This window comes from Terribacillus sp. JSM ZJ617 (genome assembly GCF_044383785.1).
GTDB lineage: Bacteria > Bacillota > Bacilli > Bacillales > Amphibacillaceae > Terribacillus.
Map to the genome: position 1 here is coordinate 282463 of NZ_JBISEQ010000002.1, position 14712 is coordinate 297174.

Consider the following 14712-nt stretch of genomic DNA (forward strand, 5'->3'; position numbering starts at 1 on the left):
GACAGTATGGAACGTGTATTATTGATGGCAGTCCATCACCAGAATCAGACATTGGAGCGGTTTCAATCCTCGCTCGATGAATTAGAAGCATTAACAGAGACAGCAGGGGGCGAAGTGGCAGGGATTGTCACGCAGAAACGGGAACGCCTGCATCCTGGTACATATTTCGGATCAGGGAAGCTCGAGGAACTTGCCGAGCTGGTTGAGCAGGAAGAGCCGCTTCTGGTCATATCAAACGACGAATTGTCTCCAGGACAATTGAAAAATATCAGCAATCGAATCGGGGTCCGGGTCATCGACCGGAGTCAGCTAATTCTTGATATATTCGCAACACGTGCACATACCCGTGAAGGTAAACTGCAGGTGGAACTGGCACAGATGCAATATTTGCTCCCTAGACTATATGGACAAGGTACAGAAATGAGCAGGCTTGGAGCTGGTATCGGGACTAGAGGTCCTGGTGAAACGAAGCTTGAAACCGATAGACGCCATATTCGACGCCGGATCGACGAAATCAAGCAGCAGCTGAAAGCTGTCGTGTCGCACCGCTCCCGTTACCGGGAACGACGAAAAGCAAATCAGGCTTTTCAAATTGCCTTGGTCGGCTATACAAATGCCGGTAAATCGACAATCTTCAACCGCGTGACTGGAAACGACAGTCTGGAGCAGGACCAGCTGTTCGCTACGTTGGATCCGATGACGCGCCGTATGCGCCTTCCATCCGGTTTTCAAGCGCTGCTCACGGATACGGTTGGCTTTATCCAGGACCTTCCGACAGCTCTTATCGCCGCTTTCCGTTCAACACTGGAGGAAGTGACAGAAGCTGATTTTATCATTCATATGGTGAATAGTGCGCATCCGGATCATGAACAGCAGCAGGCGACTGTACTGAAGCTGCTCCGTGAACTCGAAGCCGATCAATTGCCGATTTTGACAGTTTACAACAAAGCAGATTTATTAACAGAGGATTTCATTGCTAGTGCACATCCATATGTCCAGATCTCTGCATTCAAAGAAGAAGACCGCAGACTTTTAATGGAAAAGGTACAGGAAATGATCCAGGAAGCAAGTGAATTTTATGATACAATCGTACCTGCCTCTGGCGGCCGTCTATTGGACAAGCTTGCGCAGGAGACGATTTTAACAAAAAGGAATTACAACGAGGAAATGGATGCTTATGAAGTGAGCGGGTACGTATTGCCAAATCATCCGCTTTTCCATCAGTTGAAAGGAAAGAATGAAGCATGATAAACGAAACAGCAAGAAGAACAGAAGAAGAAACAAGCGCCGAGCGCGCTGGAATAGATTCCATTGTAGAAAAGAATCAGAAACGAGTGATGGATGCATTCCGCAATCAGCGCGTAAGTGACAGTCATTTCAATCCCACAACGGGTTATGGATATGATGACTTTGGCCGGGAGACCCTTGAACAGGTTTACGCAGAAGTGTTCGGCGGAGAGGATGCACTTGTGCGTCCTCAGATCGTTTCAGGTACACACGCGATAACAACTGCATTATTCGGTGTTTTGCGTCCTGGTGATCAATTGCTTTATATTACCGGAAAGCCATATGACACGCTGGAAGGCGTCATTGGAAACCGAGAAGAAGATACAGGTTCATTAAAGGATTTCGGTGTCGCATACGATGCGGTTGATCTGACAGAGGATGGTGCAATCGACTATCCAGCTTTAGCAGATAAGCTTTCTGAGAAGACGAAGGTGGTGGCGATCCAGCGTTCCAAAGGATATGCCGACCGGCCTTCTTTTTCTGTTACAGAAATCGGTGAAATGGTTTCTTTCGTAAAAGGGAAGTATCCAGAAGCTATCGTTTTCGTCGATAACTGCTATGGAGAATTCGCCGAAACAGAGGAGCCGCTCCATGTTGGTGCGGATTTGATTGCCGGATCACTAATCAAGAATCCAGGCGGCGGTATCGTACGTGCGGGAGGCTATATTGCCGGCCGGACTGATTTGATCGAGTTGTGTGCCAACCGTTTGACTGCACCGGGACTCGGAAAAGAAACAGGAGCATCACTTGGCATGCTGCAAGAGCTGTTCCAAGGATTCTTCCTGGCACCGCATGTTGTTGGGGAGGCGTTAAAAGGAGCTGTCTTTACATCAAGATTTCTTGAGCTTCTCGGCTTTTCGACTTCACCGAAATTCAACAGCAAACGCGTCGATTTGATTCAATCAGTGAACTTCCACTCGGCAGATCAGATGATTGCCTTTTGTCAGGCAATCCAGCATGCATCACCTGTCAACGCTCATGTGACGCCGCATGCAGCACCGATGCCAGGATATGAAAGTGATGTCATCATGGCAGCCGGAACCTTCATCCAAGGAGCCAGCCTGGAATTAACAGCAGACGGACCGATCCGCCCGCCATATACGGCTTTTGTCCAGGGCGGTTTGACTTATGCCCATGTGAAGCTCGCTATTATGGATGCAGCTCAAAATCTATTAGAAAAAGGCTTGATATCAACTAATCAAGCATACTAAAAATTTTCATGTCAACTAAGCTAACACGTGTTGACATTTAAAATTACCTACGTTTATAATAGACGTAGAGTACATAAGGAAAGGGGATGGACGATAAATGAGTGACATGAATCGCCGATCTATGCCCTTGTTCTCTATTGGTATTGTAAAATCACTTACTGCATTAACAGCGAGACAAATCCGTTATTATGAAGACAACGGACTGATTTTCCCAGCAAGAACAGAAGGCAATCAGCGTCTTTTCTCATTCAATGATGTGGATCGACTGCTGGAAATCAAGGAATTGATCGATAAAGGAATCAACCTTGCCGGAATCAAGCAAATGCTGCCATACAGAGAAAAACCGACAGCAGAAATGCTTGAAACACCGATCGAACCGGAAATCTCTGATAAAGCATTAAGACAGATGCTGCGTCAGGAACTGATGGATACCGGACGATTAGGCAAAGCTTCGTTACGTCAGGGAGAGTTATCACGATTCTTCCATTAATAGAGGAGGAGAAAGAATGGCGAAATTTACTAGAGAAGATGTAATCAAGATTATCAAGGAGGAGAACGTAAAGTTCATTCGCTTACAGTTCACCGACTTGCTTGGCACAATTAAAAACGTGGAAATCCCGCTTAGCCAGCTGGACAAAGCATTGGATAACGAAATGATGTTCGACGGATCTTCCATCGAAGGTTTCGTACGCATCGAAGAGTCCGACATGAAGCTTTACCCGGACTTGGATACGTTCGTCGTATTCCCATGGACAAGCGAAAAAGGCAAAGTGGCACGTTTCATCTGTGATATCTACACTCCAGAAGGAGAGCCATTCGAAGGCTGCCCGCGTTACAACCTGAAGCGTAACATTAAAAAAATGGAAGAGCTTGGATTCAGCGCATTCAACATCGGTACAGAGCCGGAATTCTTCTTGTTCAAACTTGATGAAAAAGGCGAGCCGACATTGGAATTGAACGATAAAGGCGGTTACTTCGACCTTGCACCAACTGACCTAGGCGAAACTACTCGTCGTGATATCGTATTGGAATTGGAAGAGATGGGCTTTGAAATTGAAGCTTCCCACCACGAAGTGGCACCAGGCCAGCACGAAATCGATTTCAAATATGCTGATGCACTGAAACATGCTGATGACATCCAAACATTCAAACTAGTAGTAAAAACAATTGCTAGAAAGCATGGTTTGCATGCAACATTCATGCCAAAACCATTATTCGGTGTAAACGGTTCTGGTATGCACTGTAACATGTCCCTATTCAAAGACGGCAAAAATGCTTTCTACGATGAAAGCGGCGAGTTGAAGCTTTCTGAAACAGCTTACCAGTTCATCGCAGGTACATTGAAGCATGCAGTTAACTTCACAGCGGTTACAAACCCGACAGTTAACTCTTACAAACGTCTTGTACCAGGTTATGAAGCTCCATGCTACGTAGCATGGTCCGGCAAAAACCGCAGCCCGCTTATCCGTGTGCCATCCGCTCGCGGAGCAAGCACACGTGTCGAAGTGCGCAGTGTTGATCCATCTGCAAACCCGTACCTAGCAATGAGTGTATTGCTTGCTGCAGGTCTTGATGGAATCAAGAACAACATGGAAGCACCTGCTTCCATCGACCGTAACATCTACGTTATGGATAAAGCAGAAAGAGAAAAGAACGGCGTAGCAGATCTTCCAGCTACACTATACGATGCTCTTGAGCAGCTTAAATCCGACGACATCATCGTCGAAGCACTAGGCGATCACCTATTCGAACACTTCATCGAAGCGAAAGAAATCGAGTGGGATATGTTCCGCACGCAAGTTCACCCATGGGAACGCGAACAGTACATGGAAGACTTTTAATGGAGGAAACCCCTGATACCACTGGTATCAGGGGTTTTTTCTTTTTGTGTTGTTTTTGTGAGTTTTATTCCACCTCCAAAGCACCCCATGTATCCACGCATTTTTTTATTCCTCATATTAATCCGATGTGTTCTGTTCTAATTACTTTTGAAATATGAGAATATATAGCGATGTTATCTCCATGCTGAAGAGATTCATGGAACACAAAAAGGTCTGATTTAGAGAACTGGTATAAATATGGATCAGATGAGCTAGGCAATAAATTTTAACTATATATTATACAAAAATATGGTAAATTTAATGCAGAGATATAATGAATGGAGAGAGGTAATGTTGCGAAAAAAATTTATTGTGTTGCTGCTAATTATAATATTTGTTTTGAATTTACCTAGCGCTTCCTTTGCTGATCGTAAAGATTCAGTTTTAATTGTGTACAGCCAGACGGAGGAAGAACAAATAAAAGATGTGCGTATTTTGGAAACCTTAGTTGGTCAATTCAAAGACGATTACAAAATCATTGAAGATGCAGATATTGGTCAAGCGAATTTAAATGAGTTTGATTATGTTATTTATTTGGGCGCTGGTAAGAAAGCATTGTCAGAGAGCTTGCTGGAAACTTTCAATAATTACGAGGGCCCATTTTTTGCAATTAATCATAATGCAGAGCAGTTTAAAGAAAAGATGCCTTGGTTAAACATAAATGGGGAAGCCTTGGTTAATAAGGTTGAGGTCCCAGAAAATCAGAGTCAAAACTTGACAGAGGAACGGATAGTTTATGATGTGACGGGTAATGGTACTGCTGTTTCTTTGGTCGGAAATAAAGTTGACGGCAGTGGCTCGGTTCCTTTACTGCTTAATTCGAATAATATTTATTACTTTGCAGGTCAAAATCTTTATAATCCTTTTGAAAAATATATAACCCAGTCACTTATGAATTTCTTTGGTGAAGAAGGAAAAGGAATCACGAAGTATCTACGACTTGAAGATGTGCATCCCATGGTAGATCCTGATCAGTTAAGGGAACAAGCAGAATTCCTTAAAGAAAAGGATATCCCTTACATGGTGGCGGTAATTCCAGAGTATACGAATAACGGTAAAACAGTGCACCTTGTCGATTCACCCAAATTAGTGAAGACGCTTAAATACATGCAAAATAATGGTGCAAGTATAGTGTTGCATGGATACAAGCACCAATATCGCAGCTCAGAAACAGGTGAAGGCTTCGAATTTTGGGATGCTGAGAATGATAGGCCTATTTATCAGCCAGCCAATGAAAAAGCCAAGCAGATGTCGGATTTTCCTACTTATGCAGCATATGAGGCTTTTGTTGAGGAAGGCGAAGAGTATGAAAGGACATATATGGAAAATGCAATAGAAAGCGGAATAGAAGAGTTGGTAGCTCATGATCTCTATCCCGTTGCTTTTGAAGCACCTCACTATGCCATTTCTCAACAAGGATACAAAATAGTATCCGAACATTTTTCTTCTTACGTTGGACAGCTGCAGTTGACTGACTTAACTTGGAAGGGAGAATTTGCACCCCCGTATGAGTCACGACCTGAATTTGTGCATGGTATGACTGTGTATCCGGAAACCTTGGGTTATATTGAAGAAGGTGATGATAAAGCAATTGAGAAAATGCAGGAAAAAATAGAGATAAAATCAAAATATAATCATTCCTATTTATCTGCCTTTTATCACCCTTATTTGGGATTAGAAGGGCTTAAAGAAGTCGTCAAAAATCTAAATGAGGTTGATGGAACATGGCTTGATTTAAAACAGCGGGACAATCGGGTCCAAGTAAACGATATCAGCATATTTACAAAAGGCGGAGAGTACCAAGTGGAAAAGCCCTTCTTGGCTAGTGACTATGAAAGGAACTTGCTTATACGGAAAAGCCTAATATGGTCTATTCCGGTGCTTTTAGTCGGGGTAACTTTAGTGATTTTCTTAATACGAAAAAGAAAGAAAAAAAGCATATCTCAAGTAGAAAACGCCTCCTAATCTGTCGAATCGTAAGAAGCACACTCAATCCTTGTCTATACATTTCATTTCTGATTGACATCAATATTTTAATAAAAAGTGTGGCGAAAAAGGAAAATGAACAAATTGAGATATTGCCAATACAATATCTCAATTTTTCCACTTCAAGTACTGATAGATATTAAAGATTAATCATATATTACATTTTTTCCTTCTTCAGTTAACTTTTTTAAAGATGCAAGCATATGATTTATTTCTTCATCAGAATGTCTTTCCCATGAACTTAATTCAGCAATTATTTTCAAAGGAGATTTTGACCTATAAGAACGTGTTGGGTTTCCAGGAAATCTTTTGTCAGTCAAGTTTGGATCATTTTCAAAATCACCTAATGGTTCTACAATATATATTCTTTCCTTTGATTCAGATCTTGCTAATTCAGCACCCCATTTAGCAGCATTCAATGTTGCAGTAAAATATATATAGTTAGATTTTTTATCTTGGTAATTTGATAAGTTCTGTGGCACTAATAAATCCCCAATATTTAGTTCTGCTTTCGTACCATGAAAAAAAGGACCATTATCTAAAACATCTTTTTTGTCATTCATACCGATACACCTCTTATATTTAGATTTGTATATAGAAGCATAATGTAGGAATTACAAAAAGAGTAGTCTATAAATGATTTCCAAGTAATGATACAATGTAAATAGATAGAAAGATAACGACGATATTTACCTTTTGTTTTATGGGATATAACTAGTTAAATTCTGTACCGCACACAAGTTCCCATGGGAACTCGATTAGTGATGGAGAACTTCTAATACGTTTTAAGGAAACCCCGGATACCATTGGTGTCTGGGGTTTTTCTTTTTTTATATACTACTTGAATTTTACTCCAACCCCTAAAGCATCCCACCATTATTCGTGCATTCTGTTTTTGTAATCTCGATCCTAATCGGAAAGTTCTGTTCCGAATTTTTGGTTATAGGAGTAAATAGCTGCCCGTACTACTGCTCAGAAACGTGTTAGCAGAAGAGCAGGAACACGCGCCATGTTGCAGCAGGTTATTCAGTATTTCTAAGGCTGAAAGGGTTATATTTTAATTATCCAGTGACTCTTGGGACATTTTTTAAATTGAAGGAATTCAGTAATGCAGAAAGGAATTAATAAGTACGAATACAGGAGAGGTGATGATAAATGGAAGAAGTAATGACCTTTGCTTCGATTATCAGCCCCATTGTAATTGCTTTAGTACAACTGATAAAAGTGACAATCACAGTAAACAACAGGTATTTACCGTTGATTAGTTTGCTCATAGGTATTCTCGTAGGATTTTTGGCTTGGCCGTTCACTGAGTTGGATGTAGTCTTGAGGCTATGGTCAGGTGGCTTTGCTGGGCTTGCGGCATCAGGATTGTACTCATTGGGTAAAAAGACAATTTCAAATAATAATAATGATAAGGCGGCCTAAGGGGGTTGCCTTTTTCAATTCTTCTCTATAAGTTTCGTTGTGTTGTTGTTAAAGTATATATTTGAAAACAATGGCCCATTTGTTTGTGCATTTGGTGCGTATTAAGATCGGTGATTTAAAATTAGTAGAAAGCTGTAAAGGAAGAAACGTAAAAAAAGATAGGTAAGTATTGAAATAAAATGATAGGAGTTTCTGCGTTTGTTAGGCAAACCCCTGGTATCTAGTCAGGGGTTTTTGTATGTAATATAGATTCGTCTTTTGCAATCATATCAATATAATTTAAGAATATTAACTAAATGTATATTCATTTTATCAGCTGATTCTTGAAAATCACGGCGGTACCACTCGATAATTAAACCTATGATTGAATTTGACATATAAGAGAATAAATAATCTTTTTCCTCGAGGTAAGCTGTATGTTTATCCTCGAAAAGGATTGAGCGTATTTCATCGAACAGCATGTAATAATACTCGGTAGATACTTCTTTTGATAAGATTATTTTATAAAACTCTTCATATTTTTTGACGTGATGGAAGATACGGACAGTTTTTGGGTCCAGTTTTTCTCTATCAATATATTCTTTATAGCGATATGGTTCATTATAGGATTTTCGTAGATCTATCATAATCTCTTCAAAAAGTTCCTTGAATACATCTCCAATTTCTTGATAATGAAAATAAAATGTCCCGCGATTAATATTGGCTTGTTTACAGAGTTCAGTTATTTTTATCTGAGTTAAAGGCTTCTTTTTTAGTAGGTTCGTTAATGACAAGTGTATATTCTGTTTTGTTTTTAAAACACGCAAATCATTTTTATTCAAAGAAGAATCCCCTTTTATTGAACACTTTTTTAAAATTTGTACCATATTGTACAATCTGATTAATTCTGCTGATTGAACACAGTTACAAATATATAATATTATTTTATCGAACAAATGTACAATAACTAAGGGGGACTTGTATTATGAGATTAAAAGATAAAGTAGCAATCGTAACAGGTGCGGCTTCAGGAATGGGGAAAGCAATAGCAGAACTTTACGCAAAAGAAGGGGCACAAGTAGTTGTATCTGACTTTAACTTTGAAGGGGCGCAAGCAGTTGCAGAGGCTATAAAGGAGAAGGGCGGCGCGGCAATTGCTAACCGTACAAACGTCGCAGAGTCAGCGGATTTGGAGCGGTTATTTGCAGAAACGAAAGAAGCATTTGGTAAATTAGATATTTTGGTTAACAATGCGGGTATTATGGACGGGATGGAACCGGTAGGAGAGATTACGGATGAGAAGTGGGATCGCGTCTTTGCTGTGAACACCACTGGTGTCATGAGGGCAATGCGTATTGCTACAAATATCTTCTTGGAACAAGGTCATGGTGTAATCGTCAATAATATATCAGCAGGCGGTTTGCGAGGAGCGCGTGCAGGAGCAGCATATACAGCTTCCAAGCATGCAGTAACTGGATTGACGAAAAATACGGCATATATGTACGCACACTCTGGTATCCGGTGTAATGGTATAGCCCCGGGTGGGGTCGAGACAAACATAAGTGCATCTATGACGAGTATCTCGGAATTTGGAGCCGGGCGTCAAATGACTGGTAATGAAACAATGCCGCGTGTAGGGAAACCAGCTGAAATCGCTCAACTTGCTCTTTTCTTAGGTTCTGATGAGTCAAGCTTCGTCAATGGGCAGGTCATAGCAGCAGACGCAGGATGGACTGCATACTAATAGAAAGCAGAAGATGTATAACAAAACCTGAAACTATTTCAGGTTTTGTTATTTATTTTAAGATTTTAAATGCCCTTTGCGTTCTATCCATGACTAAATTCAGCCCCTTGGCGGGAATGGATCATTTCCATAAGAATCACGTTCCCGAATTCTTCCGTCTCGTCCGTGAATGAAGTGTTCGCCTTCAGTCCGCTTAGCTAGTTCTTTCCCATAATCCATTGCTTCTTTCTGCTTGACAAAACGGCCTGAAGCACGCTTTGCCCCTTCTTTCTTAACTTGCCAACTGCCATTCCCGTCTGGGTTAGTGTGATAGTTTGACATTATTCCACCTCCAATAATTGGCTCATAAGGTCTATACCACATAATTGCTATATTAATGCAAGTTAGTATGGTTCAAGCAGTTCTCTAAGTTGTCACTTATTTGTGAAATAATGTACAAACTTTTCAGGAGATTGAAAAACGATATGTGGAATAATAGAACCATAACAAGGAGGAGATCAAATGCCAAAACTACGTGTTACGTTATTTCATGAAATATTGGAACAGTTAGAAGCAGACCAACTCCAAGGAACGAAAGCAAGAGAATACCGATGCGCTGTAGGAACATGCATACCATACGATGTCGTACATCACGCAGAAGTGCTGCTGCAGGAAGGGTTCATTTTAGGTGTTGTAACAAACTCTAAGGACTATAGAGATGTTTTTATTGACGATATCTTAGTAAAAGGACATGAGCTGTTAGCTTTGATGGGTAACCGGCGAATTCTGGATGGTGCCAAGCAGCTACTTGGGGAGACATACGAAAAAGTGACACCAGGTATCCTTCTCGAAGCATTGAAACTGGCAATAATGAAAAGCACAAAAGAGGAGCTTGCCGTATAGGCAAGCTCCTTATTCATACAATGTGTGTTTAGCGTTCTTTAAGATAATAATCATCCATACTATGTTGTTCTCTGCGGTAGCTTCTGGTATATCCACATTTACACGAATCAGTGACACTATCAATCTTATGACGGCCTCGCAACTTGCAGACAAGCTTGTAAAACAGCTTCACGATACCACCCGCTTTCTAACTTTTGGTAATAGAATAATCTAATATACCCAAAAAGTATGTCGAAAGCAGGCAGAAACTGTGTAAATTCTATGAAAAAAAAACCGGCCGAAGCCGATTTTATTGGATGGAGCGATATAAGCCTATTACTTTCCCTAAAATGCTGACATTATCCAAAATGATAGGATCCATCGTACTGTTTTCCGGTTGCAGTCGTATCTGATTTTCTTCTTTGAAGAAACGTTTCACAGTAGCTTCATTGTCCTCGGTCATCGCCACAACAATTTCTCCGTTCTGAGCCGTTTGCTGCTGTTTGACGATTACCATGTCTCCGTCAAGAATACCAGCTTCAATCATACTTTCCCCAACAATGACCAGAACGAATATATTATCATCCGGACCTACTAAATGGCTAGGAACAGGTACATATTCTTCTATATTCTCCACTGCAGTAATTGGAATACCAGCTGTTACCTTTCCGATAACGGGAGCATAGTTTGCCTCACCGCGGGGAATATCTGTCTGATCATCACTATCCAATGATAATACCTCGATGGCACGCGGCTTTGTCGGGTCACGGCGGATAAGACCTTTCTTCTCTAAACGGGAAAGGTGGCCGTGAACGGTAGAGCTTGATGCCAAGCCGACTGCTTCGCCGATTTCCCTGACGGATGGCGGGTACCCTTTATCGAGTACCTGCTCCTTTATGTATGCTAGAATCGCTTCCTGTCTTTTCGATAGTTTTATCATGTATCGAACACCCCGTGCATATATTTTTATTACATAGAGTATACCATGATAGATTGCAATATACAAACATCCGTTCGAAAAAAAGCCTTGACTAGAACCTATGTTCGTATATAATGGAATTAACAAAGAGAACGCACGTTCTTAAAACACGGAGGGGTCTACCATGTTCAAAAAACTAGCGAAATCAGATCTATTCTATTATGTGCTTTTCGGCTTCACGCTTTTCTTCTTATACTTTACACTTATAATGAGCGTCTAATTAGTCGAACTGAGAGGGTACATCAATGAAAGCAGTCATCTATTGCAGAGTAAGTACAGAAAAGGACGAGCAGGCAAGCTCGATTGAGCGCCAGCGCGAGGAGCTCATCAGTCTTGCTGCGTCCTCCGACATAGAGGTCATCGATATCATCGAAGAAAAGCAGAGCGGTTATGACATCGAACGGCCGGGGATTTTTCGCATGCTGGATTTGTTCACAGCGCGTGAAGCAGACTGTCTCCTCATTCAGGATGAGACAAGGTTGGGGCGAGGCAATACAAAGATTGCTTTGTTCCATCATCTTCAAAAGCTGGAGGTCAAGGTTTATACACTTAGCCAGCATGGCGAATTCCAGCTTTCGGAATCGGATGGTATGGTGCTCCAAATCGTTGGTATAGTCGAGGAGTATCAGCGGAAGATCCATAATATGAAGATCAAGCGGGGTATGAGAAGGGCAATCGAGGCAGGATATAATCCAAGCAAGAATCTGAGCAATCAGCAGGCTGCACCGGGCAGAGAGCGGATTGATTTTCCGATTCAAGAAGTGATCAGGCTGCGAAATAACAAGCTTACTTTCCAGGAAATCAGCTCTGTTCTGCGAGGTATGGGCTTTCATGTATCAAAGGCGACCGTACATAGAAGGTACCAGGAATATCTTTCGCTTGAATCGGAAGACGCTAGCGGGTAACATAGTGTGTATCAACTTTAATGCTTAAAGGAGCATATACACATGTTAAGTAAAGACAAATTAGCACGCCTCAATGCGTTAGCAAATAAAGCAAAGGCAGAAGGACTCAGCCTTAGCGAACAGAAAGAGCAAAAGGAACTAAGACAGGAATATCTGGGAAATGTACGTTCTTCATTCAAAAACCAGTTCAAGTCGATGACAGTTATGGATCGTGAAGGCAATGACGTAACACCAGAAAAAGTAAAAAAATTACGTGAAGAGGAATAAGAAGGGATGGCTGACTCTATGTACAGCCTTTCCCTTCTTTTTCTATATATAAATCCTTGTTTATCGGAAGATTTTTGTATAGGATGAACAAGAGTACATAATTTGCTAGATGAAAGGGATGTTTACATGGTTCAGACTACAGAATTGCTTTCCATTAATACAATTCGTACGTTATCAATCGATGCAATCGAAGCAGCGAATTCCGGCCACCCAGGTATGCCGATGGGTGCAGCGCCGATGGCTTATACGCTTTTCACCGATTTCATGGCTCACAATCCGAAGAATTCCCATTGGTTCAACCGGGACCGTTTCGTATTGTCTGCTGGACATGGTTCCATGTTATTGTATTCCCTCTTGCATTTGTCTGGATACAAAGTATCCATTGATGATTTGAAATCCTTCCGCCAGTACGGATCACGTACACCAGGACATCCGGAAGTCCATCATACAGATGGTGTCGAAGCAACTACTGGTCCGCTTGGACAAGGTATCGCGATGGCTACTGGTATGGCGATGGCAGAGGCGCATCTTGCAGCGAAGTATAATAAAGAGGGCTTCCCTGTTGTAGATCACTACACATATGCAATTTGTGGTGATGGTGACTTAATGGAAGGTATTTCGCATGAAACAGCTTCACTTGCAGGCCACCTTGGCTTGGACAAGCTGATCGTGCTATATGATTCCAATGATATTTCTCTCGATGGTGATCTTCACCACAGCTTCTCTGAAAACGTAGAGGATCGCTTCAAAGCTTATGGCTGGCAAGTTATCCGCGTCGAAGAAGGCAGAAATGTAGATGCGATTCGTGAGGCAATCAAACAAGCAAAAGCGAATACAACACAGCCAACTTTGATCGAAGTGAAAACAGTTATTGGATATGGTTCTCCGAACAAATCAGCAAAAAGCGCTTCCCATGGTTCACCGCTAGGTGTTGATGAAGTGAAGCTTACGAAGGAATATTACAAGTGGGAGCATGAAGAATTCCACGTTCCGGAAGAGGTTTATGGTGATTTCGAAGAGAAAGTCATCAAAAAAGGCGCAGAAGCAGAAAAGGCTTGGAATGAGTTATTTGCTAAGTATGAGGAAGCGCACCCTGAGCTTGCAAAAGAACTGACTACTGCAATCAAAGGTGAATTGCCAGAAGGTTGGGCAGATACGCTTCCGACATATGAAGAGGGCAAAGACAAGACTGCCACTCGTTCTGCTTCTGGTAAAGTATTGAACGCAATCGCAGATGCAGTGCCTAGCTTGTTCGGCGGAAGTGCTGACCTTGCAGGTTCGAATAAAACATTGCTTGCAAAAGAAGAGAACTTCTCCAAAGCCAACTACAGCGGACGCAATATCTGGTTCGGTGTACGTGAATTCGCAATGGGTGCTGCACTGAACGGTATGGCACTTCATGGTGGATTGAAAGTGTACGGTGGTACTTTCTTCGTCTTCAGCGATTACTTGCGTCCAGCTATCCGTTTGTCTGCATTGATGGGAACACCTGTGACATACGTATTGACACATGATTCTATTGCAGTCGGAGAAGATGGTCCAACACATGAACCAATCGAACAGCTGCCATCCTTGCGCGCAATGCCTGGCTTGAGTGTTGTCCGTCCTGCAGACGGTAACGAAACACAGGCTGCATGGAGACTGGCGCTTGAATCTGATAAGGTTCCAACGGCGCTTGTTTTGACTCGTCAAGATCTTCCGACACTTCCATCCACGCAGCAAGCTGCGTATGAAGGCGTGAAGAAGGGTGCGTATGTTGTAAGCCCAGCCCAGAAGGAAACGGCTGATGTATTGCTTCTTGCAACTGGTTCAGAAGTTCAGTTGGCTGTACGTGCACAAGAAGCACTTCGTGAACAAAACATCGAGGCGTCAGTAGTCAGCATGCCTTCTTGGGATCGTTTCGAGCTTCAGGAGCAGTCCTACAAGGATAGCGTCCTTCCTCCAGCAGTGAAGAAACGTGTTGGTATCGAAATGGCTTCTCCGCTAGGCTGGGAAAGATATGTCGGTGATGAAGGCAAAGTAATCGGTATTAATACTTTCGGTGCCTCTGGCAACGGAGATAAATTGATTGAAGCATTCGGCTTTACTGTTGAGAATGTGATTGAAAAAGTGAAATCCATTTTGGATTAATAGAAAGACCGGCCGTAGATGTTGGCCGGTCTTTTTCTTTTATGACAAAATTCGA

General features: G+C 41.9%; 15 protein-coding genes. 11 read left to right on the top strand and 4 right to left on the bottom strand.

The features are described from left to right. The first annotated feature begins 6 nt into the window (after positions 1–6). The 5 genes from hflX to ACH6C1_RS07690 all read left to right on the top strand — a co-directional run bounded on the left by hflX (position 7) and on the right by ACH6C1_RS07690 (position 6343). Positions 7–1248 (top strand): GTPase HflX, encoded by a 1242-nt coding sequence (gene hflX, locus ACH6C1_RS07670; RefSeq protein ID WP_374076091.1) that lies wholly within the window; start codon positions 7–9, stop codon positions 1246–1248. Beyond that, a complete protein-coding gene (locus ACH6C1_RS07675; RefSeq protein WP_374076093.1) occupies positions 1245–2498 on the top strand; it encodes a methionine gamma-lyase family protein in 1254 nt (417 codons plus the stop codon). Before hflX ends, ACH6C1_RS07675 begins: the two co-directional genes overlap by 4 nt. Positions 2499–2595: 97 nt before the next feature. Next, positions 2596–2988: a MerR family transcriptional regulator gene (locus tag ACH6C1_RS07680; protein ID WP_095223197.1), complete on the top strand. Its 393-nt coding sequence runs from the start codon at positions 2596–2598 to the stop codon at positions 2986–2988. 16 nt (positions 2989–3004) lie between these two features. Continuing rightward, entirely contained in the window at positions 3005–4339 is a 1335-nt protein-coding gene (gene glnA / locus ACH6C1_RS07685; RefSeq protein ID WP_095223198.1) for a type I glutamate--ammonia ligase, read from the top strand. A 330-nt stretch (positions 4340–4669) separates the two neighbouring features. Then, positions 4670–6343, top strand: coding sequence for a DUF2334 domain-containing protein (locus tag ACH6C1_RS07690; RefSeq protein ID WP_374076096.1), 1674 nt, complete (start codon positions 4670–4672; stop codon positions 6341–6343). Between the two features lie 167 nt (positions 6344–6510). On the opposite strand, the gene arr is transcribed toward ACH6C1_RS07690, so the two are convergent. Further along, entirely contained in the window at positions 6511–6927 is a 417-nt protein-coding gene (gene arr, locus ACH6C1_RS07695; protein ID WP_374076098.1) for an NAD(+)--rifampin ADP-ribosyltransferase, read from the bottom strand. Positions 6928–7519: 592 nt separating this feature from the next. Between arr and ACH6C1_RS07700 the strand changes: the two genes are divergently transcribed. After that, entirely contained in the window at positions 7520–7792 is a 273-nt protein-coding gene (locus ACH6C1_RS07700) for a holin (RefSeq protein ID WP_374076100.1), read from the top strand. 269 nt (positions 7793–8061) lie between these two features. Here the strand turns inward: ACH6C1_RS07700 and ACH6C1_RS07705 are convergent, their stop codons facing one another. Beyond that, complete coding sequence (locus ACH6C1_RS07705) at positions 8062–8613, bottom strand: TetR/AcrR family transcriptional regulator (RefSeq protein WP_374076102.1); 552 nt, start codon at positions 8611–8613, stop codon at positions 8062–8064. A gap of 143 nt (positions 8614–8756) precedes the next feature. Here ACH6C1_RS07705 and ACH6C1_RS07710 point away from each other — a divergent pair, with 143 nt between their 5' ends. Further along, the gene (locus ACH6C1_RS07710; RefSeq protein ID WP_374076104.1) at positions 8757–9515 is read left to right on the top strand and encodes an SDR family oxidoreductase; all 759 of its coding nucleotides are present in this window, start codon (positions 8757–8759) and stop codon (positions 9513–9515) included. A 99-nt stretch (positions 9516–9614) separates the two neighbouring features. On the opposite strand, the gene ACH6C1_RS07715 is transcribed toward ACH6C1_RS07710, so the two are convergent. Further along, positions 9615–9836, bottom strand: coding sequence for a DUF2188 domain-containing protein (locus ACH6C1_RS07715; protein WP_374076106.1), 222 nt, complete (start codon positions 9834–9836; stop codon positions 9615–9617). A gap of 180 nt (positions 9837–10016) precedes the next feature. On the opposite strand from ACH6C1_RS07715, the gene ACH6C1_RS07720 reads away from it, so the two are divergent. After that, positions 10017–10397 carry a hypothetical protein gene (locus ACH6C1_RS07720; protein WP_374076108.1) on the top strand — a complete coding sequence of 127 codons (381 nt, stop codon included), beginning with the start codon at positions 10017–10019 and terminating at the stop codon, positions 10395–10397. A 289-nt stretch (positions 10398–10686) separates the two neighbouring features. Here the strand turns inward: ACH6C1_RS07720 and lexA are convergent, their stop codons facing one another. After that, positions 10687–11316, bottom strand: a complete 630-nt coding sequence (gene lexA / locus ACH6C1_RS07725) for a transcriptional repressor LexA (protein ID WP_095223212.1) — start codon at positions 11314–11316, stop codon at positions 10687–10689. Positions 11317–11600: 284 nt separating this feature from the next. Here lexA and ACH6C1_RS07730 point away from each other — a divergent pair, with 284 nt between their 5' ends. The 3 genes from ACH6C1_RS07730 to tkt all read left to right on the top strand — a co-directional run bounded on the left by ACH6C1_RS07730 (position 11601) and on the right by tkt (position 14657). After that, complete coding sequence (locus tag ACH6C1_RS07730) at positions 11601–12260, top strand: YneB family resolvase-like protein (protein ID WP_095223213.1); 660 nt, start codon at positions 11601–11603, stop codon at positions 12258–12260. Between the two features lie 42 nt (positions 12261–12302). Beyond that, complete coding sequence (locus ACH6C1_RS07735; protein ID WP_095223214.1) at positions 12303–12527, top strand: DUF896 domain-containing protein; 225 nt, start codon at positions 12303–12305, stop codon at positions 12525–12527. 126 nt (positions 12528–12653) lie between these two features. Then, positions 12654–14657 carry a transketolase gene (gene tkt / locus ACH6C1_RS07740; protein WP_095223215.1) on the top strand — a complete coding sequence of 668 codons (2004 nt, stop codon included), beginning with the start codon at positions 12654–12656 and terminating at the stop codon, positions 14655–14657. Positions 14658–14712 lie beyond the last annotated feature (55 nt).

Bases quoted from the DNA above. Each gene is read 5' to 3' on its own strand.
- hflX (WP_374076091.1), top strand. From the start codon at position 7: ATGGAACGTGTATTATTGATGGCAGTCCATCACCAGAATCAGACATTG.
- ACH6C1_RS07675 (WP_374076093.1), top strand. From the start codon at position 1,245: ATGATAAACGAAACAGCAAGAAGAACAGAAGAAGAAACAAGCGCCGAG.
- ACH6C1_RS07680 (WP_095223197.1), top strand. From the start codon at position 2,596: ATGAGTGACATGAATCGCCGATCTATGCCCTTGTTCTCTATTGGTATT.
- glnA (WP_095223198.1), top strand. From the start codon at position 3,005: ATGGCGAAATTTACTAGAGAAGATGTAATCAAGATTATCAAGGAGGAG.
- ACH6C1_RS07690 (WP_374076096.1), top strand. From the start codon at position 4,670: ATGTTGCGAAAAAAATTTATTGTGTTGCTGCTAATTATAATATTTGTT.
- arr (WP_374076098.1), bottom strand. From the start codon at position 6,927: ATGAATGACAAAAAAGATGTTTTAGATAATGGTCCTTTTTTTCATGGT.
- ACH6C1_RS07700 (WP_374076100.1), top strand. From the start codon at position 7,520: ATGGAAGAAGTAATGACCTTTGCTTCGATTATCAGCCCCATTGTAATT.
- ACH6C1_RS07710 (WP_374076104.1), top strand. From the start codon at position 8,757: ATGAGATTAAAAGATAAAGTAGCAATCGTAACAGGTGCGGCTTCAGGA.
- ACH6C1_RS07715 (WP_374076106.1), bottom strand. From the start codon at position 9,836: ATGTCAAACTATCACACTAACCCAGACGGGAATGGCAGTTGGCAAGTT.
- ACH6C1_RS07720 (WP_374076108.1), top strand. From the start codon at position 10,017: ATGCCAAAACTACGTGTTACGTTATTTCATGAAATATTGGAACAGTTA.
- lexA (WP_095223212.1), bottom strand. From the start codon at position 11,316: ATGATAAAACTATCGAAAAGACAGGAAGCGATTCTAGCATACATAAAG.
- ACH6C1_RS07730 (WP_095223213.1), top strand. From the start codon at position 11,601: ATGAAAGCAGTCATCTATTGCAGAGTAAGTACAGAAAAGGACGAGCAG.
- ACH6C1_RS07735 (WP_095223214.1), top strand. From the start codon at position 12,303: ATGTTAAGTAAAGACAAATTAGCACGCCTCAATGCGTTAGCAAATAAA.
- tkt (WP_095223215.1), top strand. From the start codon at position 12,654: ATGGTTCAGACTACAGAATTGCTTTCCATTAATACAATTCGTACGTTA.